The 22,797-nt window shown below is 70.5% G+C and carries 25 protein-coding genes; 17 read left to right on the top strand and 8 right to left on the bottom strand.

Annotated features, from left to right (window positions below):
* The first annotated feature begins 215 nt into the window (after positions 1 to 215).
* Positions 216 to 1,964, top strand: a complete 1,749-nt coding sequence (locus Q0Q47_RS02110) for an ABC transporter permease subunit (RefSeq protein ID WP_293853778.1) — start codon at positions 216 to 218, stop codon at positions 1,962 to 1,964.
* Between the two features lie 12 nt (positions 1,965 to 1,976).
* Positions 1,977 to 3,287: an AAA-associated domain-containing protein gene (locus tag Q0Q47_RS02105; protein ID WP_293853776.1), complete on the top strand. Its 1,311-nt coding sequence runs from the start codon at positions 1,977 to 1,979 to the stop codon at positions 3,285 to 3,287.
* A 12-nt stretch (positions 3,288 to 3,299) separates the two neighbouring features.
* On the opposite strand, the gene Q0Q47_RS02100 is transcribed toward Q0Q47_RS02105, so the two are convergent.
* Positions 3,300 to 4,580 carry a hemolysin family protein gene (locus Q0Q47_RS02100; protein ID WP_293853775.1) on the bottom strand — a complete coding sequence of 427 codons (1,281 nt, stop codon included), beginning with the start codon at positions 4,578 to 4,580 and terminating at the stop codon, positions 3,300 to 3,302.
* Positions 4,581 to 4,798: 218 nt separating this feature from the next.
* On the opposite strand from Q0Q47_RS02100, the gene Q0Q47_RS02095 reads away from it, so the two are divergent.
* From Q0Q47_RS02095 to Q0Q47_RS02075, 5 genes are all read left to right on the top strand, one after another.
* The gene (locus Q0Q47_RS02095) at positions 4,799 to 5,185 is read left to right on the top strand and encodes a hypothetical protein (protein WP_293853773.1); all 387 of its coding nucleotides are present in this window, start codon (positions 4,799 to 4,801) and stop codon (positions 5,183 to 5,185) included.
* A gap of 144 nt (positions 5,186 to 5,329) precedes the next feature.
* Positions 5,330 to 5,542 (top strand): hypothetical protein, encoded by a 213-nt coding sequence (locus Q0Q47_RS02090; protein ID WP_293853771.1) that lies wholly within the window; start codon positions 5,330 to 5,332, stop codon positions 5,540 to 5,542.
* Between the two features lie 147 nt (positions 5,543 to 5,689).
* Positions 5,690 to 6,193 carry a cupin domain-containing protein gene (locus tag Q0Q47_RS02085; RefSeq protein WP_293853769.1) on the top strand — a complete coding sequence of 168 codons (504 nt, stop codon included), beginning with the start codon at positions 5,690 to 5,692 and terminating at the stop codon, positions 6,191 to 6,193.
* A 190-nt stretch (positions 6,194 to 6,383) separates the two neighbouring features.
* Positions 6,384 to 7,175, top strand: coding sequence for a pirin family protein (locus Q0Q47_RS02080; protein ID WP_293853767.1), 792 nt, complete (start codon positions 6,384 to 6,386; stop codon positions 7,173 to 7,175).
* Between the two features lie 37 nt (positions 7,176 to 7,212).
* Entirely contained in the window at positions 7,213 to 8,061 is an 849-nt protein-coding gene (locus tag Q0Q47_RS02075; protein ID WP_293853766.1) for an SDR family oxidoreductase, read from the top strand.
* A 28-nt stretch (positions 8,062 to 8,089) separates the two neighbouring features.
* Here the strand turns inward: Q0Q47_RS02075 and Q0Q47_RS02070 are convergent, their stop codons facing one another.
* Positions 8,090 to 8,470 carry a hypothetical protein gene (locus tag Q0Q47_RS02070; protein WP_293853764.1) on the bottom strand — a complete coding sequence of 127 codons (381 nt, stop codon included), beginning with the start codon at positions 8,468 to 8,470 and terminating at the stop codon, positions 8,090 to 8,092.
* Between the two features lie 250 nt (positions 8,471 to 8,720).
* Here Q0Q47_RS02070 and Q0Q47_RS02065 point away from each other — a divergent pair, with 250 nt between their 5' ends.
* Together Q0Q47_RS02065 and Q0Q47_RS02060 are read left to right on the top strand one after the other, a co-directional pair.
* Entirely contained in the window at positions 8,721 to 9,503 is a 783-nt protein-coding gene (locus Q0Q47_RS02065; RefSeq protein ID WP_293853762.1) for a prephenate dehydrogenase, read from the top strand.
* Between the two features lie 168 nt (positions 9,504 to 9,671).
* Entirely contained in the window at positions 9,672 to 10,295 is a 624-nt protein-coding gene (locus Q0Q47_RS02060; RefSeq protein WP_293853761.1) for a pyridoxamine 5'-phosphate oxidase family protein, read from the top strand.
* A gap of 36 nt (positions 10,296 to 10,331) precedes the next feature.
* On the opposite strand, the gene Q0Q47_RS02055 is transcribed toward Q0Q47_RS02060, so the two are convergent.
* Positions 10,332 to 12,428, bottom strand: a complete 2,097-nt coding sequence (locus Q0Q47_RS02055; RefSeq protein ID WP_293853759.1) for a hybrid sensor histidine kinase/response regulator — start codon at positions 12,426 to 12,428, stop codon at positions 10,332 to 10,334.
* Positions 12,429 to 12,632: 204 nt separating this feature from the next.
* Between Q0Q47_RS02055 and Q0Q47_RS02050 the strand changes: the two genes are divergently transcribed.
* Together Q0Q47_RS02050 and Q0Q47_RS02045 are read left to right on the top strand one after the other, a co-directional pair.
* Positions 12,633 to 13,085 carry a MarR family transcriptional regulator gene (locus Q0Q47_RS02050; protein ID WP_293853757.1) on the top strand — a complete coding sequence of 151 codons (453 nt, stop codon included), beginning with the start codon at positions 12,633 to 12,635 and terminating at the stop codon, positions 13,083 to 13,085.
* A 41-nt stretch (positions 13,086 to 13,126) separates the two neighbouring features.
* Entirely contained in the window at positions 13,127 to 13,528 is a 402-nt protein-coding gene (locus tag Q0Q47_RS02045) for a DUF1398 domain-containing protein (protein ID WP_293853755.1), read from the top strand.
* Positions 13,529 to 13,557: 29 nt separating this feature from the next.
* Here the strand turns inward: Q0Q47_RS02045 and Q0Q47_RS02040 are convergent, their stop codons facing one another.
* The 3 genes from Q0Q47_RS02040 to Q0Q47_RS02030 form a co-directional block, all read right to left on the bottom strand.
* A complete protein-coding gene (locus Q0Q47_RS02040) occupies positions 13,558 to 14,286 on the bottom strand; it encodes an SDR family oxidoreductase (RefSeq protein ID WP_293853753.1) in 729 nt (242 codons plus the stop codon).
* Between the two features lie 149 nt (positions 14,287 to 14,435).
* Positions 14,436 to 14,852, bottom strand: a complete 417-nt coding sequence (locus tag Q0Q47_RS02035; protein WP_293853751.1) for an SRPBCC family protein — start codon at positions 14,850 to 14,852, stop codon at positions 14,436 to 14,438.
* A gap of 223 nt (positions 14,853 to 15,075) precedes the next feature.
* A complete protein-coding gene (locus Q0Q47_RS02030) occupies positions 15,076 to 15,612 on the bottom strand; it encodes an HdeA/HdeB family chaperone (RefSeq protein ID WP_293853749.1) in 537 nt (178 codons plus the stop codon).
* A gap of 343 nt (positions 15,613 to 15,955) precedes the next feature.
* Between Q0Q47_RS02030 and Q0Q47_RS02025 the strand changes: the two genes are divergently transcribed.
* From Q0Q47_RS02025 to Q0Q47_RS02000, 6 genes are all read left to right on the top strand, one after another.
* On the top strand, positions 15,956 to 16,507 hold the full coding sequence (locus tag Q0Q47_RS02025) for an RNA polymerase sigma factor (RefSeq protein WP_293853748.1): 552 nt from the start codon (positions 15,956 to 15,958) through the stop codon (positions 16,505 to 16,507).
* A complete protein-coding gene (locus Q0Q47_RS02020) occupies positions 16,500 to 16,943 on the top strand; it encodes a hypothetical protein (RefSeq protein WP_293853746.1) in 444 nt (147 codons plus the stop codon). The genes Q0Q47_RS02025 and Q0Q47_RS02020 overlap by 8 nt, the downstream gene beginning before the upstream one ends.
* Positions 16,940 to 17,473 (top strand): periplasmic heavy metal sensor, encoded by a 534-nt coding sequence (locus Q0Q47_RS02015; protein WP_293853745.1) that lies wholly within the window; start codon positions 16,940 to 16,942, stop codon positions 17,471 to 17,473. The genes Q0Q47_RS02020 and Q0Q47_RS02015 overlap by 4 nt, the downstream gene beginning before the upstream one ends.
* Before the next feature lie 68 nt (positions 17,474 to 17,541).
* Positions 17,542 to 19,023 (top strand): DUF1800 family protein, encoded by a 1,482-nt coding sequence (locus Q0Q47_RS02010; protein ID WP_293853743.1) that lies wholly within the window; start codon positions 17,542 to 17,544, stop codon positions 19,021 to 19,023.
* A 2-nt stretch (positions 19,024 to 19,025) separates the two neighbouring features.
* Positions 19,026 to 20,243: a DUF1501 domain-containing protein gene (locus Q0Q47_RS02005; RefSeq protein WP_293853741.1), complete on the top strand. Its 1,218-nt coding sequence runs from the start codon at positions 19,026 to 19,028 to the stop codon at positions 20,241 to 20,243.
* Positions 20,244 to 20,268: 25 nt separating this feature from the next.
* Positions 20,269 to 20,670, top strand: a complete 402-nt coding sequence (locus Q0Q47_RS02000; RefSeq protein ID WP_293853740.1) for a DUF4279 domain-containing protein — start codon at positions 20,269 to 20,271, stop codon at positions 20,668 to 20,670.
* Positions 20,671 to 20,682: 12 nt separating this feature from the next.
* Here the strand turns inward: Q0Q47_RS02000 and Q0Q47_RS01995 are convergent, their stop codons facing one another.
* Positions 20,683 to 21,726, bottom strand: a complete 1,044-nt coding sequence (locus Q0Q47_RS01995) for an ester cyclase (protein ID WP_293853738.1) — start codon at positions 21,724 to 21,726, stop codon at positions 20,683 to 20,685.
* Positions 21,727 to 21,785: 59 nt separating this feature from the next.
* A complete protein-coding gene (locus Q0Q47_RS01990; RefSeq protein WP_293853736.1) occupies positions 21,786 to 22,775 on the bottom strand; it encodes an ester cyclase in 990 nt (329 codons plus the stop codon).
* Between the last annotated feature and the right edge of the window lie 22 nt (positions 22,776 to 22,797).

Here is a 22,797-nt window from a genome sequence, read left to right as displayed (position 1 = left end):
CTGTCCTGGACGTAACTTGACTGTGACGCCGCGGGGGATCATCCCCGGGTCAGCGCGCTCGGCCTTCGTCCGGGGGCGCGTGGAGAAACCGTCCGCCATGCCAAGCGACAGTAGCAACCGATTGCCCGGGCCGCCGACGGCTCACGGATCGACCTGATCGCTTGATCGGGCTCACCCGTGGTCGTGGCGGCACGCGACCACGTCAAAGGTGAGCCATGACTTCTCGCCCCGTCCCCGACGCGCGGATGGCGGGCCTCGGCCTGCGCCGGTCCACGCTCGTGCCCAACCTCTACGACGCCGTCGCCCTGGTGCTCGTGGTCGCCGTGCTGGCGCTCGTCGCGCACGCGGCCGGCGCGATGCGGGCGCCGCTGTCGCAGCTCGACATCGCGCCCGTCACGCTGGATCCCTGGCTCCTGCCCGACTATGCGGCCCGCACCACCCTGCGGATGTTCGCCGCCATGGCCGCCTCGCTCGTCTTCACATTCGTGGTGGCGACGCTCGCCGCCAAGAGTCGCAAGGCCGAGCTCCTGATCGTCCCGGCGCTCGACATCCTGCAGAGCGTGCCGGTGCTGGGCTTTCTGACCTTCACCGTCATCTTCTTCCTGAACCTGTTCCCGGCCAGCCAGCTCGGCGCCGAGTGCGCGGCGATCTTCGCGATCTTCACGGCGCAGGCCTGGAACATGGCTTTTTCCTTCTACCAGTCCCTTCGGACCCTCCCGCAGGACCTGGAGGAGGTGAGCCGCCATTTCCGCCTCTCGCCCTGGCTGCGCTTCTGGCGGCTCGAGGCGCCCTATGCCACGCCCGGCCTGGTGTGGAACGCCATGATGTCCATGTCCGGCAGCTGGTTTTTCGTGGTGGCGTCGGAAGCGATCTCGGTCGGCGATACCAAGATCGCGTTGCCCGGGATCGGCGCCTGGCTGTCGCTCGCCATCGAACGGCGCGACATCGGCGCGGTCGGAATGGCGGTTGCCGCCATCGGCGTCGTCATCCTGCTCTACGACCAGCTCGTGTTCCGCCCGATCGTCGCCTGGGCGGACAAGTTCCGCGCCGAGACGACGGCGGCACAGGAGCGGCCGCGCTCCTGGCTCTACGATCTCGTGCGGCGGACGCGCCTCGTGAAGAGGCTGTTCGAACCCGTGGCTGCCGTGGCGACCTCGGTCGGGCGTCTGCCCATGCCCCGCGTCGCATGGCAGGCCGTGGCCTTGCCGCCCGGCGTCGGCCGCGCCCTGGACCTGGCCTGGTACGGCCTCGTCGCCGCCGCCGTCGCGGCGGCCGCGTGGACGACGGCCCGCTTCGTCTCGACCACACTCGGGTGGGCCGACGTCGCCGGCGCCGTCGGGCTCGGGGCGCTGACCCTCATGCGGGTCCTCGTGCTCATCGCGGTCGCCAGCCTCGTCTGGGTCCCGATCGGGGTGTGGATCGGTCTCAGGCCGGCGGTGTCGCAGCGCGTACAGCCGGTGGCCCAGTTCCTGGCCGCGTTTCCGGCCAACGTGCTCTTTCCCTTCGCCGTCGTCGCCATCGTCCGGCTCGGGCTCGACCCCGACGTCTGGCTCTCGCCGCTGATGGTGCTGGGCACCCAGTGGTACATCCTGTTCAACGTCATCGCCGGCGCCAGCGCGTTCCCGACGGACCTGCGGGAGGCGTCCAGTCTCTTCCGTCTCAGACCGGCCCAATGGTGGCGCAAGGTGATCCTGCCGGGGATCTTTCCCTACTACGTCACCGGCGCACTCACCGCCTCGGGAGGATCGTGGAACGCCAGCATCGTCGCCGAGGTCGCGAGCTGGGGCGACACGAGGCTGCAGGCGTCCGGGCTGGGCTCGTACATCGCCAATGCGACCGACGCGGGGGACTACCAGCGCGTGGTCCTGGGGGTGGCCGTGATGTCGCTCTACGTCGTGATCTTCAACCAGGTGCTGTGGCGTCCGCTTTACCGCTTCGCCGAGCGCCGGCTCCGCATGACCTGAGGAGGACCCGCCATGTCCGCCAACGCACTCGACCGGGACGTCGTCACCGTTCGCGACGTCCGCCACTTCTACCACAAGGGTGGCAGCTCCGACCTGCTCGTCCTCGACCACGTCGACCTCACGCTGCACGACAACGAGATCGTGTCGCTGCTCGGGCGATCGGGGTCGGGCAAGTCCACGCTGCTGCGCATCATCGCCGGCCTGATGCCCGCGAGCGAGGGGCGCGTGGCGATCCGCGAGCGCCTGGTGAGCGGTCCGGCCCCCGACGTCGCCATGGTGTTCCAGTCCTTCGCGCTGTTCCCCTGGCTCACGGTGCTGGACAACGTGGAGATCGGCCTCGAGGCCCAGGGCGTCCCGGCACCGGAGCGCCGCAGGCGCGCGCTGGCGGCCATCGACCTCATCGGCCTCGACGGCTTCGAGAGCGCCTATCCCAAGGAGCTCTCGGGCGGCATGCGCCAGCGCGTCGGGCTCGCGCGCGCCCTCGTCGTGCATCCGGCGGTGCTGCTGATGGACGAGCCCTTCTCGGCGCTCGACGTGCTGACGGCGGAGACGCTGCGCACCGACCTCCTGGACTTGTGGTGCGAGGGGCGGATGCCGATCCGCGCCATGCTCCTGGTGACGCACAACATCGAGGAGGCCGTGCTGATGTCGGACAGGATCCTCGTCTTCTCCTCGAACCCCGGCCGCGTGATCGCCGAGATCAAGGTGACGCTGCCCCAGCCGCGCAACCGCCTGGACCCGGCCTTCCGCCAGATCGTCGACGACATCTACGCGCGCATGACCGCGCGGGCGGTGGGCAATGCGCCGAAGGAGGGCGGCTTTCCCGGGACGGGGATCGGCATGATCCTGCCCCACGTCTCGACGAACCTGCTCGCCGGGCTCATGGAGACGCTGAGCGGGCCACCCTACGACGGTCGCGCCGACCTGCCGGCGCTCGCATCGGCGCTGCAGATGGAGGTCGACGAGCTCTTCCCCATCGCCGAAACCCTGCAACTCCTGCGCTTCGCCGAGGTCGAGGGAGGCGACATCCACCTGACCGATGCGGCGCGCCGCTTCGCGACGGGCGGGGTCGACGAGCGCAAGCGGCTCTTCGCGCAGAATCTCATGGCCTATGTGCCCGCCGTCTCCCACATCCGGCGGATCCTCGACGACCGCCCGTCGCACAAGGCGCCGCGCGCCCGTTTCCAGGACGAACTCGAGGACTTCATGTCCCCGGAGTTCGCCGACCGGACGCTGCACGCGGTGATCTCGTGGGCGCGCTACGGCGAGGTGTTCGCCTATGACGAGGGTGCGGGCGTGTTCAGCCTGGAAAATCCGAGCTGACGCGCCCGCGGATCAGGCGGCCCTGTCCATCCGGCTCACCAGCAGCTTGTCGATGCGCCGACCGTCCATGTCGACCACCTCGAAGCGCCAGCCCGCGGCCTCCACGGCTTCGCCCAGCGCGGGCAGGCGGCGCATCTCGCTGATCACCAGGCCCGCGGCGGTGTCGTAGGCGCGCCGGTCCGGGAGCTTGAGGGACAGGAGGTCGGCCATCTCGTCCACGGGCATCCAGCCGGCCACGAGCCAGGAGCCGTCCTCGCGCTGCACGGCTTCCGTCTCGCCCTCGTCGGAATGGAACGCACCGGCGATGGCGTCGAGGATGTCGGCGGGGGTGACCACGCCCTCGAAGTGGCCGTACTCGTCGTGGACGAGGGCCATGGGCACCTCGGCCCGGCGCAGGATGTCCAGCGCCACGAGGGCGTCAAGCGTATCGGGAATGGACGGCGCGTCGCGCCGATAGCGCGTCAGGTCGAGCGGCCCGCCGGACAGCAGTGGCTCCATGAGGTCGCGCACGGCGACGACGCCGGTCAGGGCGTCGGGTCCGCCGTGGCCCACGGGAAGGCGCGAATGGTGCACGCCGCGCAGCCGGGCGCGGATGTCGGCCTCGCCGCCGTCGAGGTCGATCCATTCCACCTCGGTGCGCGGCGTCATGATCGCGCGAACGGTGCGGTCGCCGAGGCGCAGCACGCCGGCGATCATGTCCTGCTCGTGCTCCTCGATGGCGCCGGCCGTCTGCGCCTCGGCCACGACGGTCCGGATCTCGTCTTCGGTGACGCCGGCGCTGTCCTCCGCGCGCGAGCCCAGCAGGCGGAAGATGAGCTTGGTGGAGGCGTCGAGCAGCCACACGACCGGGGAGCCGACGCGCGACAGCAGCGACATCGGCCCGGCGGTGAGGCAGGCGATGGTCTCCGCATGGCGCAACGCGATGGTCTTGGGCACGAGTTCGCCCACCACCACCGACAGATAGGTGATCGCGACGATCACCACGCCGAAGCCCAGCGTCTCCGAAAGCGAGGCGGACAGGCCCCAGCCCGCGAGCACGGCGCTGAGCTGCTGGCCGAGCGCCGCGCCCGAGAACGCGCCGGCCAGGATGCCGACGAGCGTGATGCCGATCTGCACCGTGGACAGGAAGCGCCCGGGATCCTCCGACAGGGCCAGGGCTGCGGCCGCGCCACGGCGGCCGGCATCGGCCATCGCCTTCAGCCGCACGCGGCGCGAGGAGACGATCGCCAGTTCCGAAAGACTAAACAAACCATTGAGCAGGATCAGAAAGCCTGCGACTGCAAGATCGATCATTTCGACAACGGGACGCCCACTGCACCCATCCTCCACACTCGATGCCTGTATATAGGGGGTGAAGGGCCCCTTGTGGGAGGGTTCTCGCAAAGAAAGACGCAGATCTTGCGGGCGTGTGTTCTTCGACACGCCACGCTGCCGCTCATGCTTGCCGGGGGAGGGCGCAGCGGCTATTGCGGCTCTTCGACCATCGCTCGCCGCCTTCCGCCAGGGGATCCATGCGCCTTTTCCCGCGCCTGCACGTCACCGGAGCCTCGGCCTTCCTGGCCGCGCTCGTGGTCTCGTGCTGCGTGTGGATGCTCGCGGCATCGCCGGTTGCCCAGGCGCGCCTCGGTGCGCCGGGCGATGCTCCCGCCTGGCAGGCCGACGGCCCGGTCCATCAGATCCGGCCCCAGGGCCAGACGGTCGTCGCCCGCCAGGCCGCGGCCGCCGCCACGCTCGTTCCCGGCGCGTCCGGCCCCCATGCCCTGCCGCCGTCCGCGACCCGTCCCGCCGCCCGTGCGGTCGGCCGGACGGTTCTCCCGCACGCGGCCGCAGGCGCCGTCGGCGTGGGGCTGGCCGCCGCCTGGCCGCGTGGTCCTCCCGGATCTCTTCCGCTCTCCTGACATCGCAACGGCGCCCGGCGTGTGATCCGCCGGACCAACCGTGCCCGCTCGCCTCCCGAGAGGCCGCACGGGCGCGGGCGCCGGACCCTTCCGCGGTGGCCGCCGTGAACGCACCGGCGCGCCGCCCAAAAGGACAATCGTAGAATGAGCAAGGCAAGAGCCATCGGGTGCGCACTGCTCCTGTTCGTCGGCATGGCCGGCAGCATGGTCGGCATGGGAACCCTCGTGTTCGAGGAGACGACCCATCTCGCCCTCTACAGCGTCGGTGTCGTGTCCGGCGCGACCTGGCTGGCGCTGGGCACCTACCGCACCGAGGTCGCCGCCCAGGCGGACCGCCGGGACCCGCCCCAGGCGTGACGCAGGACGGCGGCGCGCCGGCATGCTCCCGGCAAGGGGCTGCCGGCGCGCCACGTGCTTGCCTGGGCGGAAGGCTCGGCGCAGGGTGGCCGGTGTCGGCGCCGCGTCGCCCCGGGCGCGCCCTGCCGACGCGACAGCGGAGGCAGCATGGGACACGATCACGGCGACCATCACCACGACCATTCTCACGACGAGCCGCGCTGGAAACACGACGGCGTGCGGGTGATCAAGGGCGACCAGCTCGATCCCAACACGGCGCAGACACCCGGCATGTTCCGCCAGGCGGCCATCAATCACGCCCGGGTCGGCGCGCAGAAGATCTGGGCCGGCACCGTCTCCATCGAGCCCAACGCGAAGACCGGCGTGCACCACCACGGCGACCTGGAGAGCGTGATCTTCGTCGTCCGCGACCGTGCCCGCATGCGCTGGGGCGAGCGGCTCGAATTCACCGCCGAGGCCGGTCCTGGCGACTTCATCTACGTACCGCCCTACGTGCCGCACCAGGAAATCAACGCCAACCCGGACGAGACGCTGGAATGCGTGCTCGTGCGCTCCGACAACGAGGCGGTGGTGGTCAACATCACCGACGTCGAACCGGCCGAGCGGCCCGAGACCGTCTACTGGGTGGACCCCATCCACAAGCACCCCTGATCCCAGCGGGGCAGCAAACGGCCTTTCCGGGCGAGAGATCCATCGTCCATTCCGATGGATCCGATCGAATTTCATCGGCTTTTTAGGTCGTTCGAGACGCGGCAGGGTGGCGGGGACTTGAACCGGAACCGCCGCCGTGCCTCTCAGCACCTCCGAAGTCCTGCCCGTCGAGTCGTTCGGGGGCCGGACGATGTCCGTCAGAAGGGTGGACCTCGGCGCCTTCGGGACCGATGTGTCGCCGGTGGCGCTTCTGGACGATTTTCGGGTCAGCGGGCGGCCCTTCGGGCCTCATCCGCATGCCGGCTTCTCCGCCGTCACATACGTCTTCGAGGATTCGCCAGGGTCCCTGCGCAGCCGTGGCTCGCTCGGGACGGACGTGGTGATCCGCCCCGGCGGTCTCGTCTGGCTCGAGGCCGCCTCGGGCGCGCTTCACGAGGAGACCCCGGCCTCGGACGGCGTGCCGCTGACGGGCGCGCAGATCTACGTCAATCTCAGCGCTCGCGGAAAGGCCGGCGCGGCGGCCACGCACTGGCTGCAGCCCGAAGCCGTTCCCGCGTGGACTGATGGGGGCGGAGATCGCGTCAGCATCCTGGTGGGCACCTATGCCGGCATCGCGTCGCCGCTGGTGCCGCGCGAGCCTTTCCGCCTCCTGCACGCCTTGGTCGCGCGGTCCGTCTCGCTGCCGCAGGTGGTCGGGTGGAACACGGTCATCTACGTGCGGTCGGGCGGTGTCCGGCTCGCCGCGGGCGAGCGGCGCATCGCGCTCCCGGCCTCTTGCGCCGTGGCGCTCCAGGGCGACGGCGACTGCGTGCTGCAGCCGGCGGGTGTGGACCGCGCGGACGTGCTCGTGCTGTCGGGTCCGGCACTCGACGAACCCGTCTGCGCCGCCGGGCCCTTCATCATGAACACACCAGCCCAGATCGAGGCTGCCGCCCTGTTCAGGGCCGGGGCGATGGGCCGGCTCGAGTTGCGGCGGGACTGACCAGCGCCGTCGTGCGCAAGGCATCATGGAGACCAGGATGTACGCCGTCACAGCCGCGACCGGACAGCTCGGGCGCCTCGTCGTCGAGGCCCTCACCGACCACGTCCCCAGGTCCTCGATCGTTGCCGTGGTCCGGGATGCCGCGAAGGCGTCCGATCTCGGCGTGACGGTGAGGCAGGCCGACTACGGCGATGCCGATGCGCTCGCGGCAGCCCTCCAGGGCGTCCGGCGCGTGCTGCTGATCGCCGCCACGGACATGAACGAGAGGGTCCGGCACCATGGCAACGTCGTCGAGGCCGCGCGCCGGGCCGGGGTGGCGTTCCTGGCCTACACCAGCGTCCTGCACGCCGACCGCTGGCCGGTGGCCGCCTTCCGCAGCCATGCCGAGACCGAGGCCATCGTGCGGGCCTCCGGGCTGTCCTTCGCGATCCTGCGCAACGGCTGGTACGGCGAGAACAACACCATCGGCCTCGCACAGGCGCTCGCCCATGGCGCGATCCTCGGGGCGGCGGGATCCGGACGGATCGCCTGGGCGGCCCGCCGCGACTATGCCGAGGCCGCGGCCACCGTCCTGCTGGGCGGCGACATCCACCACGGGCAGATCTACGAGCTGGCGGGCGACCGGGCGCTCACCCTGGCCGACCTCGCGGCCGAGGTCTCGCGTCAGACGGGGCGGACGGTCACCTACGCCGATCTTCCGGAGGATGCCTATGCGCAGGTCATGCTGCAGGCCGGCCTGCCGGAGCCCTTGGCGCGCGTGCTCGCCGAGGTGGATGCCCGGGCCATCGCCATGGGGCTCCTCGACGACGAGTCGCGCGCGCTGTCTGGCCTGATCGGCCGCCCGACGACGCCGATGTCCGAGACGGTGCGCGCCGCTCTCGCCTGAGCCGCGCCGAGCCGCCGCGGCCCCGGGCCTACTTGTTGTCGACGCAGGCGTCGGCCAGGCACTCCTCCAGCAGCCGCAGGAAGCGGATGCCGGGCGTGTTGTCTTCCAGGATCCGCTGCATCGGGATGCCGTCGGCGCCGCAGGCCGTGACCTTGCGCAGGCCCGACAGAGCCTGCGCCACCGCCTTTCCGTCCGCCGCCGAGAGCGTCAGTGCGGCAGGCGGGGTGGCAAACAACGAGGCGACCGGCGCTCCCTTGAAGAGGGCGGGCGCGCCGATGTGCTTGCCCAGCGCGACGAGGACCGCCTGGTCCTTCGGTTCGAGAGGCACGTTCGCCTGCGGACCGATCTCGCATGCCACCGAGGACGCCATCGAAAACAGGGTCGCAGCAACCGTCACGCCGATCCGCATGGGCTCCTCCCGCCATCATCCTCGCCAGGCGGCCAGTGTGCTGGAAGTGGCGCGCGAAGCCAAGGCGGCCGCATTGACGTGGCCGCGGCATCCGCTTATGGGACCGTCATGACGACCAACCTGCCCCTGACCGGATCCTATTACGCCCCGCTGCCATAGCGGTGGGTTGCTTGTCGTCTCCAACCGCCGCGTCGCCGCCGGTTGGACCTCGTCAGACGACCGTCGGCCTCTTCTCTCGATGAGGTCACCCGTGTTGTCTCCCGCCCGCACGTCGCAAGCCGATATCGGCATCGTCGGATTTGGCGCCTTTGGCCGCCTCGTCGCGCGCCATCTCGCGCCCTATGCGCGGCTTCGGGTCTACGATCCGCGGCTCAGCGAGGAGGACCGACGCCAGCACGCGGCCCTGGTGGGCAGCCTGGAGGACGCGGCACGATGCTCTATCGTGATCCTGGCCGTTCCCGTGTCCAGTCTCGAGGAGGCCGTCGAGGCGGTATCGCCACACCTGCAGGCCGGGGCTCTCGTGGTCGACGTCGGTTCCGTGAAGACGGTCCCCGTCCAGGTGATGCAGGCGAAGTTGCCGCCTCACGTCCACATCCTCGGGACCCATCCCCTGTTCGGCCCCCAGAGCGCCGCGCGCGGCCTCCGGGGCCTCAAGATCGTGCTGTGTCCCGTGAGGGGCGGGCAGGGCAGGCGGGTGGCCGCCTTCCTGCGCCGGGTGCTGGGCCTCGAGGTCATCGTCACGACGCCTGACGCCCACGACCGCGACGCCGCGATCGTCCAGGGGCTGACGCATCTGATCGCGCAAGTGCTGGTCTCGATGGAGCCGTTCCCGGCGCAGATGACCACCCGCAGCTTCGAGGCGATCATGCAGGGCGTCGACATGGTCCGGCACGACGCGCCCGAGGTCTTGCAGGCCATCGCGGTGCTGAACCCCTACACGGCGTCGGTCCGCCGGCAGTTCTCCGACCATGCCGCCCGCTTCACCCGAACCGCGCCGGGCGATCCGCCAGGCGAGGCCCTGCGAAGTCGATGAAGGCGCGCCGCTCGCGCGGCATCGGGATCTGGCCGGCTCACGGTCCTCGGCGGGCGCGTCGAGCCGGTCCATTGTTCCGATTTCTGGAAGAGTGATGACAAAAAGCGGCCAGTATTCCGGATCGCGTCGAGTGGCTATCTCTCCGGCATCGCGTTCCAGGAGGTTGCCATGCCCACCCATGAACCGCACGCCGCGCCTTCGAGCGACGTCGCCTTCACGCCCACGGTGAAGGCCATTCAGCGCGAGAAGGGCTCGCGCCGCGCCTATGCCAGGCAGGAGGAGGCGGGCGGGTGGCCCGACCGCGTCACGCCCGACCTCGCGGCCTTCCTGGCGAACCAGACCAGCGCCTTCCTCGCCACGGTCAATGCCGAGGGCCAGCCGTATATCCAGCACCGGGGAGGGCCTCCCGGGTTCATCAAGGTGGTCGACGCGCGCACCCTCGGCTTCGCCGACTTCAGCGGGAACCGGCAATACGTGACGCTCGGCAACCTGCGTGACAATCCGAAGGCGCACCTGTTCCTGATTGACTACCGCACCCGCCAGCGCATCAAGATCTGGGGCACGGCCGAAGCGGTGGAGGGCGACGACGATCTGGTGCGTCGGTTGATGCCTGAAGGCTACGCCGCCCGCCCTGAGCGGGCGATCCTGCTGCGCATCGCCGCCTTCGACGTGAACTGCCCCAAGCACATCCCCCAGCGCTTCGACGCGGCCGAGGTGGCCGCGGCGCTGGCCGAGCGCGACGAGACCATCCGGGTGCTGCGCGAAGACTTGGAACGGTTGCGCGGGCGATGAGGGAAAGCGCCTCCGCCCCGGGATCGGTCCTTCGCCTCAGGCGGCCGTGCTCTGCCGCGCCAGGACCTGCTCGAGGTCCGATCGGGTGAACGGCTTGCGCAGGATGGTCCAGTCCCGCTCGGCGCCGCCCTCCAGCCGGTCGGAATAGCCGGTGGCGAGAATGATCCGCATGGCGGGGTCCGCCGCGCGCACGGCGCGGGCGAGGTCGATGCCGTTCATCTCGCCGGGCATCACGATGTCGGAGACGAGCAGGTCGAAGTGCCTCGACCGGCGAAAGATCTCCAGGGCCGCGGCGGCGTCGGTGGCCGTGGTGACGGCATAGCCCAGGTCCCTGAGCTGGCCTTCGACCACGGCGCGGACCTCCGGGTTGTCCTCCGCCAGCAGGACCTGGCCGCCGGGCGGCCTCCCGGCCGGTGCGGGCGCCTCCTCGGCCTCGGTCGCGGGGGTCGGCGAGCGCGGCAGGTAGAGCGTGACCACCGTGCCCTCGCCCTCGCGGCTCGCCACCTGCACGGTGCCGCCGGACTGCTTGGCGAAGCCGTAGACCTGGCTGAGGCCGAGGCCCGTGCCCTTGTCCTGCGGCTTGGTGGTGAAGAACGGCTCGAAGGCACGGCCCAGAACCTCCGGCGACATGCCGGTCCCGGTGTCGGAGAGTGAGATCGCGACGAAGGCACCGGAGAGCGCCGGGTCCTCCAGTTCGGCGGCCGCCACGTTGCGCGCCGTCAGCGTCATCCGCCCGCCGTCTGGCATGGCGTCGCGCGCATTGACGGCGACGTTCAGGAGGGCGACCTCGAACTCGCCCGGATCGGCGACCACGGGCCACACCCCGTCGGGCACCTTGATGTCGAGGGAGACGGTGCCGGGCAGCATCGGCGCGAGCATGTCGGCGGTTCGCCGCAGGCGCCCGCGCAGGGCGATCGCCCGCGGGGAGAGCGGCTGGCGCCGGCCGAAGGCGAGGAGCTGGCGGGTCAGGCCCGTTCCACGCGCCACCGCACGCTCCATCATGGAGATGCGCTTGAGCGCGCCGTCGTCGGTCGTGCGCCGGCGCAGGATGTCCAGGTTGCCCTGCACCACCATGAGCAGGTTGTTGAAATCGTGCGCGACCCCTCCGGTGAGCTGGCCCAGGGCTTCCAGCCGCTGGCTCTCGCGCAGCGCGGCCTCGGCGCGGAGGCGGCCTCCCTCCTCGCGCTCCGCGCGGCGGACCGAGATCAGCGCCAGCCAGCACAGGCCGAGCAGGCCCAGCGTGGCCGGCAGGCCGTAGTAGAGATGGGGCACCATGGCATCGACGACACGGTGCTGGATGGTGGACGTCTCGATGGCGGACTGCACGTAGACCGGGTAGCCCGGCACGCGGCGATAGCCGAGCCGACGGTCCACGTTGTCGACCTGCGACAGGGAGTCGAGCAGGCCGAACTCGGGCTGCCGTGCCAGGGCCTGCATGAAGTTGCTGGTGGGAGGCAGCTTGACCGGGCTGGCGAACAGCGGGATCCGCGCGAGGAACGAACCGTCCTCCCTCACCAGGGCCGCCTGATCCAGCGGTCCGACGATCGTCTTGGCATAGAAGCCGTGAAAATACGCGGGCGAGACGGCTGCCGAAACCACCCGGGGACGCCCGGAGGCGTTCGGGCGGGCCGTGAGCCGCGACAGCGCGAAGAAGGCGGGGCCCTTGAACAGCTTCGGGTCGGTCAGGGCGGAGATGTAGAAGGGCTGGGCCCTGTCGGCGACCGCCCCCCGGAAGTATTCCCGTTGTGTCAGGTCTGTATCGGCCGGGATCGAGGGCGACGCACTGGTGACCAGCGGGTGCCCCTCGATGTCGACGATCGTCAGGCTGTAGATCTGCGGCAGCGCGCCGACGATGGCAGACAGTCGCTTGCTGACGGCGGCCTGCTGCTCCCGGATCTGGGCGTCGTCCAGCGGCGCGACGATCTCCTCCACCTCGGCCAGCGACCGGTCCACGGTCTCGAAGACCTTGAGCGTATGCTCCTGGAGGATGTCGATGTTCTTCAGGATGGCCTTGTCGGCGTCCGCCCGCACCGTCTTGTAGGTGGCCCAGGTCGCATAGGCGAACAGGACGAGCGGTACGCAGATGCAGGCCAGCAAGAGGGCCCGCAAAACCGGAACGGGACTGCTTCCCACCGTAGGCCCTTTCTGAGACTCACCCTCTTCATTCCGGCTTTCGATCCTAGGGTCAAGCGAGAGCGGCGCGGTGGGGGAGGGGCGGAGACCGGGTCCTCCACCCCGCGCAGGCCCTCTTTGCAGCCGACGGGCGGGATCCGCGATCGAGTTGACTAGGAAACTAACTGGTCGTATATGTTTCCTAGGAAACGAAAAGAGGCGTGCATGGCGAAGGTGTCCGCGTTGTCCGATCACACCGGCTACTGGCTGAGGCTGGTCTCCAACGCCGTGTCGCACGCCTTCGCCCGCAAGGTGGCCGGAGAGCAGGTCACGGTCGCGGAGTGGGCCTTCATGCGGGCGCTCCATGGCGGGGAGGGGGTGGCGCCCTCCGTCCTCGCCGGCGACATGGGCATGACCCGCGGCGCCATCAGCAAGCTGGCCGATCGCCTCGAGGCCAAGGGCCTGGTGGCGCGAACGGACAATGCGCGGGACCGGCGGGCGCACAGCCTGGCCCTGACGGATGCGGGCCGGGCCCTGGTGCCCCGGCTGGCGGCTCTCGCCGACCGCAACGACGCGGAGTTCTTCGGCGTGCTGTCACGCGAGGAGCGGCATGCCCTCGAGCGAGCGCTCGCCGCCCTCGTCGAGCGGCGAGGACTGAAAGGCGTGCCGGTCGACTGACCGGCACCGTCACCACCATTCCAGGTAAGGAGAAAGCCGCCATGGACGCGGACAAGATCGCCATTGCAACCACGTGTCTGCGCTCGGCCAACGACGGCAGCATGAGCTTTCCCGCCATCGTGGGAACGCTGATCGAGGCCGGCTTCGAAGGCTACGCGGTGGACTACCGCGCCGACCTCCAGACCTTCTACCGGCCCGACGGCGACAGCGTCACCCTCGACCTTCCGCATCACGAGGGCCCCGTCGACGCGTCGTTCGACGCCGGCCAGATGGCCGCACTTGTGCGCTGGGCCCAGGCGAACGGCCCGGACTACAGCTACGCCGCCTTCTCGGAGAAGGCCAAGGCGGCCGGTTGCGCTGGCTATCTCGTCTCGTTCCCGGGACGACGCGTCGTCTACTACGGCCGCACCGCCGAGATGCACGTGGAGCATTTCCCGGGCTGATCGTTCGGCAGCCGCCGACGCTCCGACGGCTAGATGTCGAAGGCGCTGGGGAGGATGACGACGTCACGGATCGTCACCGTGCGCGGGCGCGTCAGCATGAAGATCACCGCATCGGCCACTTCGCTCGGCTCGATCAGGGCTCCGGCCTCCTTGGCCTTGCGCAGGTTCTCCTCGGGCCAGTCCTTGAGCAGCGCGCTGATCACGGGACCGGGCGAAACCGAGCCGACCCGCACGCCGTGCTTCAGGAACTGTCGCCGCATGGTCTGCACGAAGCTCGTCATCGCCCATTTGGACGGCGAGTAGACCGGCTCCCACGGCACCGGGAAATGGCCGGCGACCGAACTCGTCACGATGATGTCTCCCGATCCCCGCGCGATCATGTGCGGGGCAACGCTGTGGACGTTCTTGATCACGACGTTGACGTTGAGGTTCAGCATCCGATCGATCGCCTCGTGCGTCGTCTCGGTGAGGTCGCCGCCGATGTAGGTCCCGGCATTGGCGTGAAAGATGTCCAGGCGACCCGCCTTGGCGAGAATGCGGTCGAGGAGGCTCGCGCACGCCGGTGCATCGAGGAGATCGAGGGCGAGCGGCAGGGCCTTGTCCCCGAGCCGCCGGCAGGCGGCATCCAGAGCCGCTTCGTCCCTGTCCACGAGCACGACCGTCGCGCCCGCGGCCAGCATGGCCTCGCAGGACGCAAGCCCGATGCCGGACGCCGCCCCCGTGACCGCCGCAACCTTGCCCACCAGGTCTCTGGCCATTCTCGATTCCTCCCAAACCTGCACCGCGCAACCGTGCATCGACGCAGCCGCGCTGCGCCGTGCCGACCGCACCGCCGAGGCCTAGCTGCCCGGAGTTCGTTTGTCACGCCAAGTGCGCCCGGCGGCGGGGGTCGGGCGCATGGCCCGCACTAGCCGGCTTTTCGAAGGGCCCGCACGTGGCGTGCGAAGCTGTCGAGGATGGCCTGCCAGCCGCTGCGTTGCATCTCCACGGGGTGTGTCGTTTCGGGGTCGAACACGACCCGAACGGTCGTTCCCGTGTCGCCGGGGATGAACTCGACCTCTGCCTGCCGGTCGCCGAAGGCGTATTCGATGCGCCTGTGCGGCTCGATCTTCGTGTAGGTGCCGGCGAAGTCGAACCCCATGCTGCCGTCCTTCGCCTCCATGCGCGACGAGAAGGCGCCGCCTTCGCGCAGGTCGACCGTGGCCTTCGTCGTGTGCCAGTCGTCCGATGCCGCGTTCCACTGCACGATGTCGGCAGGCGTGGTGTAGGCGCTCCACACGACGTCGACGGGGGCCGGAACAAGGGTCTCGACGGTGATCTTCATGGGCGAACCTCCGCGTTGGTGTCGGCGCCGACGGCCTTGCCCGGCCATCGCTGCGTCCGTGCCCTCAAGGACGCAGCCTATCGCCGCATTCCGACATGGGCCCGGCAAAAGATGCAAACGGTTCAGATCATCGCACCAGCTTGCCGACGGGCCGGCGCCCGTCACCAACCCGCCCCTGCAGGACTGGACCGGCCGGGTCGCCGTGACCCGACCGGTTCGGCCCTTACTGCCAGCTCTTGCCGACCGTCGGCAGGAGAAGCTGCTTCTTGTTCTTGGTGCAGGCGGCGTGCACGGCCTTCTCGTGGCGGGCGAAGGCCTTGACGTCGATCTTCGCGGCGTCCTTGCCGGCCGACGCGTAGCCGGCGGTCCAGGCGCTGACGATCAACTGGGTTTCCGGCGGGGAGGCGACGAAGTCGCCGCAGGTGATGCCGGAGACGTCGATCGAGGCGGGGCCGCCGGGAACCGAGGAGGCGTTGCGGAACGCCGTCTCGATGAGCGACATGACCGTCGCCGAGGGGTTGGCCGTGCACCACTTCTGCATGGTGGCGAGATTGGCCTGGTAGACCTGGAGGTTGATCTCCGTGCGGCCGGCCTTGCCGTTGTACCAGCCGCTCATCCAGGCCGCGAAGTCGCGCTGCGCCGGCGGGGACATGATCGAATAGTCGGTGCAGGTCGCCCTGCTCATGTCGTACTGGACCTGGGCCTGGCCGGGGCTCGAGAGGCCCAGGGTACAGGCGAGGACGGCCGGCAGAAGTGTCACGCTGATCTTCATCATTGTCATCCCATCGGGCAGGGGAGAGGTGCCCGGACGCGGGACTAGCTCGTCCAACCCGACGGTGGCTTGCCATTTAACGCCACCCGTCATTTTCCGCGGAGCGCCGCGACGGATCGGCGCGCGGCGCGCGTTCAAGGGGACGATGTCCCTCGAAGGTGAAACCGTGCGCGTGCTGCTTGTCCCCATGCTCGTCCTCCCGACCACTCCGTCCCGGCCGGACGGCGGCGGCTGCGATCGGCGAACGTCACGCCGGTTGAAACGAGCACCTACCGGGCTGGCGCCCACAATCCAGGCGCGCGAAGATCGATGATCGCGGCAGGCTTGTCTGGTGACGGTGGATCCCGACGACGAATTGGTGCAGGCCATCGGCCGGGGCGATCCGCGCGCCCTGCGCACGCTCGTGGAGAGCAAGCTGCCGCGCGTGATGGCGCTGGCGCGCCGCATGCTGGGCAACCGGGCCGATGCCGAGGACGTGGCGCAGGAGGCCTGCCTGCGCATCTGGCGCCAGGCGACGTCGTGGCGTCGCGGAACCGCGCGCTTCGACACCTGGGTCCACCGGGTGGTACTGAACCTGTGCTACGACAGGCTGCGCCGGCCATCCAGGACCCGCCCGGTCACCGATGCCGACCTCGCCACGCTGACGAGCGAGGGCCCCGGCGAGGGCGACGCGGGCGAGCAGCGCCGGGTCCGTGTCGAAGAGGCGCTGCAGGCCCTGCCGCCGCGCCAGCGCGAGGCCATCGTCCTCGTCTACTACCAGGAGCTCTCCAACATCGAGGCGGCCCGGACCATGGAGGTCAGCGTGGACGCGCTCGAAAGCCTGCTGGCACGCGGACGACGCGCGTTGCAGGCCGTTCTGACCAAGGATCCCGCCCATGGCTGACCCATCACCGAGCATGAGCCTCGCGCGCTTCGCCGCCCTGGCCGAGGCCTACGGCGCCGTGCTGGAGCGCTGGCCGGCGGCCGAGCGCGAAGCCGCCGTGCCCTTGGCGCGGACGGCGGAGGGCCGCGCCATCCTCGAAAGAGCGGGCGAGCTTGATGCCCTGCTCGATGCCTACCGCGTGCCGGGGCCGTCCTCGGCGCTGGCCGGGCGTGTGCTGGCGCGGGCCGGCGGCCTGGCGCGCCGCCGCCGCACCATGCAGCGGTGGTGGGCTGGCCTGGGGCTGGCCGGCGTCGGTCTCGCCGGCGCGATCGTCGCGGCCACGGCGGCGACCGTCATCCTGCCGCGGTCCGACGCCGGCTGGGGCATGGCCACCGATGCCGGGGTCTGGGGCGGCGGTGACGATGTCGACATCGACCTGGGGAGGGACGCCCTGTGAGCGCAGACGGCTTCAGCGACGCCCCTCGGCGGACCACGCCCGAGACGGATCTCGGGCACAGTGAGCTGGCGGCCCAGGTGCGCATCCTGCGCCGGTGGGTGATCGGTCTCGTGGCCCTGGTCACCTTCCTGGCCGGAGGCGTCGTGGGCGGCGCGGCCATCTGGTGGTACCAGGCCCGCCAGCCCGGTGCGACCCTCGGACTGGCACGGGCCATCCAGGTGTACGGCGATCCGGCGGGGCGGCGCGCCTACCGCGCGGCCCTGCAGGAGGGCCGCCGCGCCTCGCCGCAACTGGTCCGCGACGTCCAGGCGGCGCGCGCCGCCTTCGCCGAGATCCTGGCCCAGCCGGCCGCGACGCCCGACGCCGTGCAGGCCGGGCTCGGCCGCCTGCGGCAGGCGGAGGTTGCCCTCCGCACCGGCCTTGAGCCGCGCGTGGCCCGTGCGCTGGCCGACGTGCCGGCGGACCGGAGGCGGGCGATCGCGGACGCGATCCTGCCCCCGGCGCGGCGGTCGAAAGCGGCTGAGCCATAAATCGCGGAGCCCAGCGACGGATTGCAGAAGGAGGTTCGTTCAACCAAAAGACGAAAGGACCAGACCTCATGCCCGCTGCCGATCCTGCCCTTCGCTCCGCACTCGCCCAGTCCCGCTTCGGCCTCGGCGCCCGCCCGGGCGATCCGTCGCCGGCCCAGGGCGACGTCCGCGACGCCCTTCGCCAGGAGATCCGTGCCGGCGCGCCGTCCCTGCAGGGCGCGCCCGGGCTCAGCCCCAGCGACGAGATCCTGCGGGAGTTCTACGACTTCCGCGAAAAACGCCGGGAAGCCAGGGACCGCGCGCCGCCCAGGCAAGACGGCGCCAGGCAGGACGGTGCCGCACAAGACATGGCCGCACAAGACACGGCCAAACAGGATGAACCCATGGCGCAGGGCCGCCAGGGGCGCGGCGCCAGGCCGGGCGACGACGCGATGGGTCCGCCGTTGCCGCGCCGCGTCTTCCTTGCGGAGGTCGAGGCCCGGCTGTCGAAGGCCTACCGCGAACCGGCGCTGGGCTTTGCCGAGCGCATGGTCCTGTTCTGGAGCAACCACTTCGCGGTGTCGGCGGCGAAGGGCCCCATCGTCCGCGTCATCGCGGGAGCCTTCGAGCGGGAGGCCATTCGCCCGCACGTGTTCGGCCGCTTCGCCGACATGCTGATGGCCGTGGAGACGCACCCGGCGATGCTCGTCTATCTCGACAACCAGCGCTCGGTGGGCGCCGAGTCGCGGGCCGGCGCCTCCTCGAAGCGCGGCCTGAACGAGAACCTCGCCCGCGAGATCCTCGAGCTCCACACCCTCGGGGTGGGCGGTGGCTACACCCAGGCCGACGTCACGGCCCTCGCCGAGATCATCACGGGCTGGACCATCGTCGGTCCGCAGGCGCGGCTGGGGCAGCCCGGCACCTTCGTGTTCAACCCCCGGGCCCACGAGCCCGGGCCGCGTACGCTGCTCGGCGTGCGCTATCCGGCAGGCGGGCAGGAGCAGGGGCGCGCCGCCCTGCTGGCGCTGGCCCGCCATCCCGCCACCGCCCGTCACCTGGCCTTGAAGCTGGCCCGCCATTTCGTGGCCGACACGCCGCCGCCCGAACTCGTGGACGCCCTGGCGTCCACCTTCACCCGGACGGACGGCGACCTCGCGGCCGTCAGCGAGACCCTGGTGAGCCACGATCTCGCCTGGCAGGCCGAGCGCGGCAAGATGCGCTCTCCGCTCGAGTTCGCCATCGCGCTCGTCAGGGCGACGGCCATGACCCCCCGGGTCCCGCGCTTCGCCGGTGCGCTCGCCAGCATGGGCCAGCCGCTGTGGGCGCCGCCCGGGCCCAACGGCTTCTCCGACATGACCGCCACCTGGGCGTCCGCCGAAGGACTCAGCGCCCGCATGGACGTGGCGTCCTGGGCGGCGGAGCAGGCGACCGGCCAGGATCCCCGCCAGCTGGCCGAGAGCCTGTCCGGACCGCTCCTGTCCGCCGCCACCCGCGAGGCCGTCGCGCGCGCCGAGACGCGCCGGCAGGGCCTCGCCCTGCTGTTCCTCTCCCCCGAATTCCAGAGGCGTTGACCATGACCTGTGAAGCCCTCACGCCCAGCCGCCGCGCGGTCCTGGGCACCGCCGGCGCCCTTTTCGCCTGGGCCGCGATGCCCCGCTTCGCCTTCGCCGCGGGCAACCGCGACGCGCGCTTCGTCACCATCATCCTGCGCGGCGCCATGGACGGGCTCACCGCGGTGCCTCCGGTCGGCGATCCCGCCTATCAGGACCTGCGCAGGTCCATCGCCCTGTCGACCACGGGCCCCAACGCCGCCCTTCCGCTCGACGGGTTCTTCGCGCTGCATCCCGCCATGGTCAACCTGGCCCGGCTCTACGCGCAGGGGCAGGCGGCCATCGTGCATGCCAGCGCCACGGCCTATCGCGACCGCTCGCATTTCGACGGGCAGGACGTGCTGGAATCCGGGTTCGAACGACCGGGCCGGACGGAGTCAGGCTGGCTCAACAGGCTCCTGGCCACCGTGCCGGCAGGTGCGGGCGTCAATCCCGGGCCGAAGCTGAAGGGCGTCTCCGTCGGCACCGTGGCACCGCTCGTGATCCGCGGGCCCGCACCGGTCCTGGGCTGGGCGCCCCCGGCCCTGAAGCCGGCGGCGGGAGACCTGGCGCCGCGGCTCGCCGACCTCTACGGCAGCACCGACCCGCTTCTCGCCCGGACGCTGCACGAGGCGATCGAGACGGGCAAGATCGCCTCCGGTCTCGACGTCAGGGCCCAGGGTGGACCGGGAGACCCGATCGGCATGGCCCAGATGGCGACGGGCGCCGCCCGCCTGATCGCGCAGCCCGACGGCCCGCGCATCGCGGCCCTGGCCTTCGAGGGGTGGGACACCCACGCGCAGGAGGTCGGCCGGCTGGGGCGCCTGCTGGGCGGGCTGGACGGTGCCCTGGCTGCATTCGAGCGGGAACTGGGTGAGACCTGGAAGGACACGGTCATCCTCGTCGTCACGGAATTCGGCCGCACGGCCCGCGTGAACGGAACCGACGGCACCGACCACGGCACCGGCACGGCCGCCTTCCTCGTAGGCGGCGCCGTGAAGGGCGGACGGGTCATCGCGGACTGGCCGGGCCTCAAGCCTCAGCAACTGCGCGACGGCCGCGACCTTGCCGCCACCACGGACCTGCGCGCCATCGTGAAGGGCATCGCCGTCGACCTCCTGGGCTGCTCGCCGGCGGCGCTGGGCGAGGCCGTCTTCCCCGGCTCCCTGGCCATCGCCCCCATGCGAGGTCTGGTGGCCTGAACCTCGATGGGCCAAGATCGGTGGCATGCCCGTCTTCGCGCGCACCAAAGTCTGCCTCCGGCTCTTCGGCGACACGCTCGACCCCGACGAGGTGACCAGCCTTCTCGGGGTCGCGCCCACCCGGTGCGGCCGCAAGGGCGACGTTCGGATCGGAGAGAGCGGCCGCAGGATCGTGGCGCGATCGGGCTCCTGGTTGCTGGAAACGGATGTCCAAGGCACGCTCGGCGAGCGCATCGCCGCACTTCTCGGCGCGCTTCCTGAGGATCCGGCGATCTGGCACTCCCTCGCGCGCCGCTACCGCTGCGACGTCTTCTGCGGCGCCTTCATGCGTGAAGCCAACGAGGGCGTCGATCTGGAGCCCGCCGTGCTCTCGATGCTGGGCGACCGTGGCCTGTCCCTCGGCCTGGACGTCTATGGCCCGGAGTGACGGGCGGAGGCGTCACCCCTTCGCCATCCGCCCCGCATGGATCTGGGCCAGGATCGCGATCTCGTCGATGATGCGGAACTCGCGCAGCACCTTGCCGTCGTGCATCTCGTAGTGGCTGCAGCCGAGCACGTTCACGGGCGTGCGGGTGATGGGGCCGTAGGTGGGCACGCCCGAATAGGTGCCGCGCAGGAGCCACAGCACCGCGATGCGCAGGCCGAGTTCGGGACCCTCGAGGACCACGATGTCGCGCACCTCGACCTGGCAGTCCGGGAAGCTCGCCAGCAGATCGATGAGTTCGATCTGGTAGGGATCGATGCCCTGCACGCGGCGCAGGCGCGTGCTGTGGCAGACGATCTTGCTGTCGAAATAGTGCGGCACCCGGTTGAAGAGGCGCTTGTTCCACACCTCGTCGAACATGGACTGGAGCGTCTCGCACTCCTTCAGGTAGCGGCGCGGACGCTCGCCCGACACGCCCTTCAGGGCCGCGTTCTCGATGACGCCGGCGAAGGCGCCCGTGTCGCCGGCCAGCGCCATGGCCTTGCCCAGAACGGGGCTCGACTCGGCGAGCTTGGCCGCGATCTCGTAGGGGTTCATGCCGAGGTGCTCGAGCACGGCCCACTCGTCGCGCACCAGCCACTCTTCCTTGACCTGGTTGTCGACCACCAGGCAGTGCGCCACCGTGCGCGAGATCCAGTGCCGGCCGGTGGGCGCCCCATAGGTCCAGTAGCCCGTGTGCGTGCCGGTCTTGAGCACGCGGTGCGACGAGATGAAGCCGTTGCGCCCCCGCGCTTCCCAGACCACGTCCTCGCCATGCCCGCCGCCGCCGTTCGGGAAGGCGGAAAACTTCTGCAGCGAGTTGTTGACGACGAAGTCCCAGTCGTAGGTCTCGCCGTAAGCGGTGTGGACGAGCACGTCCTTCGCGTAGTGCTCGGTCAGCCGGCCGAGTCCGCGGTCGATCCAGATGGCGTCGGTCCAGCTCAGGATGTAGTCCCGCGGGTCGCGGTAGGGCGCGTAGGCCGCCGGATCGATGTCGGCGAGCTGCTGGTCCAGGGTCATCTGGCGTTTCCTCTCCGGCGCAGCCGGGACTCGTTGCGGGCGAAAAGGCGGCCCGGGCATCAGGCCCCGGCGCGGCCTTCCTCGTGGGCCAGGATCTGCTTCCACACCGACACTTCGTCGGTGACGATCCATTCCGCGATGACGCGGCCGTCGACCATCTGGGCGTGGCTGTAGCCCATCACGTAGACCTCGGCGCCGGTGGGGCGGCCGAAGAGCCCGAAGCCGGAATGGGTGCCGCGCAGCGACCAGCGGGTGGCAATGCGGATCGCCTGGCCCGGGTCACGGTTCACGATGGCGCTTTCCATGGTGAAGACCGCGTCCGGGAAGGAGGCGAGGTAGGACAGCGCGAACCGGTCGATGTCGCCCCAGCCGTAGAGCATGTCTCCGCCCGGGACCGCCACCGCTGCGCCATGGAAGTAGAGCTCCTGGATCTCGGCGGTCTCCTTGAGGCCCCAGATGCGCTGCCAGCCTTCGCAGTAGCGCTCGATGTCGGCGCCCTTCTGGTGCTCCGGGCGGTAGCGGCCGGGCACGTCCCGCTCGGGCGTGAAGAAGCCGACCTCGCCGCTGCGCTTGATGTCGAGCTGCACCATGTCGTGCGCCATCTGGCGCGAGTCGATGCCCATGCAGCGGGCGAAGGCCGACTGGTCGCGGGCGAGCCACTCCTCCTTGACCTGCGTGTCGACGACCCAGCAGTCGGCGATGATGCGCGAACGCACCACGCGGCCGGTGGCCGGCCCGTAGATGCCGGCGCCGGTGTGGCGCATGACCGAGATCAGGCGGTGGGAGGACAGGAACGAGCCATCCTCGTAACCCGTCCAGATCACGTCCTCGCCCACGAGTTGGCGGTCGGGGAACTGGTGCAGCGTCTGCAGGGTCTGCGCGGTCACGCCGGTGTTGTCGGTGGTGACGCCCGTGGCGGCCCGCACCAGGCAGTCGTCGGCGTAGTAGCGCTTGATCTTGCCGCCGATGCCGCGGTCTTCCCAGATCTCACGGGTGATGCCGTAGATGAAGTCCGGGACGTCCTTGTAGTGGGCGAGGGCGAGAGCCATGGCGTACCTGTACAGTGAGGGG

This window comes from uncultured Alsobacter sp. (assembly GCF_945952055.1).
GTDB lineage: Bacteria > Pseudomonadota > Alphaproteobacteria > Rhizobiales > Beijerinckiaceae > Alsobacter.
The sequence above is the reverse complement of the archived record's forward strand: the minus strand, read 5'-3'. Positions and strand labels throughout refer to the sequence as shown.

Excerpts from the sequence above, each read along its gene's own strand:
- Q0Q47_RS02080 (WP_293853767.1), top strand. The coding sequence starts at position 6,384 with ATGTCCGTCAGAAGGGTGGACCTCGGCGCCTTCGGGACCGATGTGTCG.
- Q0Q47_RS02085 (WP_293853769.1), top strand. The coding sequence starts at position 5,690 with ATGGGACACGATCACGGCGACCATCACCACGACCATTCTCACGACGAG.
- Q0Q47_RS02095 (WP_293853773.1), top strand. The coding sequence starts at position 4,799 with ATGCGCCTTTTCCCGCGCCTGCACGTCACCGGAGCCTCGGCCTTCCTG.
- Q0Q47_RS02045 (WP_293853755.1), top strand. The coding sequence starts at position 13,127 with ATGGACGCGGACAAGATCGCCATTGCAACCACGTGTCTGCGCTCGGCC.
- Q0Q47_RS02050 (WP_293853757.1), top strand. The coding sequence starts at position 12,633 with ATGGCGAAGGTGTCCGCGTTGTCCGATCACACCGGCTACTGGCTGAGG.
- Q0Q47_RS02005 (WP_293853741.1), top strand. The coding sequence starts at position 19,026 with ATGACCTGTGAAGCCCTCACGCCCAGCCGCCGCGCGGTCCTGGGCACC.
- Q0Q47_RS02090 (WP_293853771.1), top strand. The coding sequence starts at position 5,330 with ATGAGCAAGGCAAGAGCCATCGGGTGCGCACTGCTCCTGTTCGTCGGC.
- Q0Q47_RS02000 (WP_293853740.1), top strand. The coding sequence starts at position 20,269 with ATGCCCGTCTTCGCGCGCACCAAAGTCTGCCTCCGGCTCTTCGGCGAC.
- Q0Q47_RS02070 (WP_293853764.1), bottom strand. The coding sequence starts at position 8,470 with ATGCGGATCGGCGTGACGGTTGCTGCGACCCTGTTTTCGATGGCGTCC.
- Q0Q47_RS01990 (WP_293853736.1), bottom strand. The coding sequence starts at position 22,775 with ATGGCTCTCGCCCTCGCCCACTACAAGGACGTCCCGGACTTCATCTAC.
- Q0Q47_RS02020 (WP_293853746.1), top strand. The coding sequence starts at position 16,500 with ATGGCTGACCCATCACCGAGCATGAGCCTCGCGCGCTTCGCCGCCCTG.
- Q0Q47_RS02110 (WP_293853778.1), top strand. The coding sequence starts at position 216 with ATGACTTCTCGCCCCGTCCCCGACGCGCGGATGGCGGGCCTCGGCCTG.
- Q0Q47_RS02105 (WP_293853776.1), top strand. The coding sequence starts at position 1,977 with ATGTCCGCCAACGCACTCGACCGGGACGTCGTCACCGTTCGCGACGTC.
- Q0Q47_RS02010 (WP_293853743.1), top strand. The coding sequence starts at position 17,542 with ATGCCCGCTGCCGATCCTGCCCTTCGCTCCGCACTCGCCCAGTCCCGC.
- Q0Q47_RS02060 (WP_293853761.1), top strand. The coding sequence starts at position 9,672 with ATGCCCACCCATGAACCGCACGCCGCGCCTTCGAGCGACGTCGCCTTC.
- Q0Q47_RS01995 (WP_293853738.1), bottom strand. The coding sequence starts at position 21,726 with ATGACCCTGGACCAGCAGCTCGCCGACATCGATCCGGCGGCCTACGCG.
- Q0Q47_RS02100 (WP_293853775.1), bottom strand. The coding sequence starts at position 4,580 with ATGATCGATCTTGCAGTCGCAGGCTTTCTGATCCTGCTCAATGGTTTG.
- Q0Q47_RS02035 (WP_293853751.1), bottom strand. The coding sequence starts at position 14,852 with ATGAAGATCACCGTCGAGACCCTTGTTCCGGCCCCCGTCGACGTCGTG.
- Q0Q47_RS02040 (WP_293853753.1), bottom strand. The coding sequence starts at position 14,286 with ATGGCCAGAGACCTGGTGGGCAAGGTTGCGGCGGTCACGGGGGCGGCG.
- Q0Q47_RS02075 (WP_293853766.1), top strand. The coding sequence starts at position 7,213 with ATGTACGCCGTCACAGCCGCGACCGGACAGCTCGGGCGCCTCGTCGTC.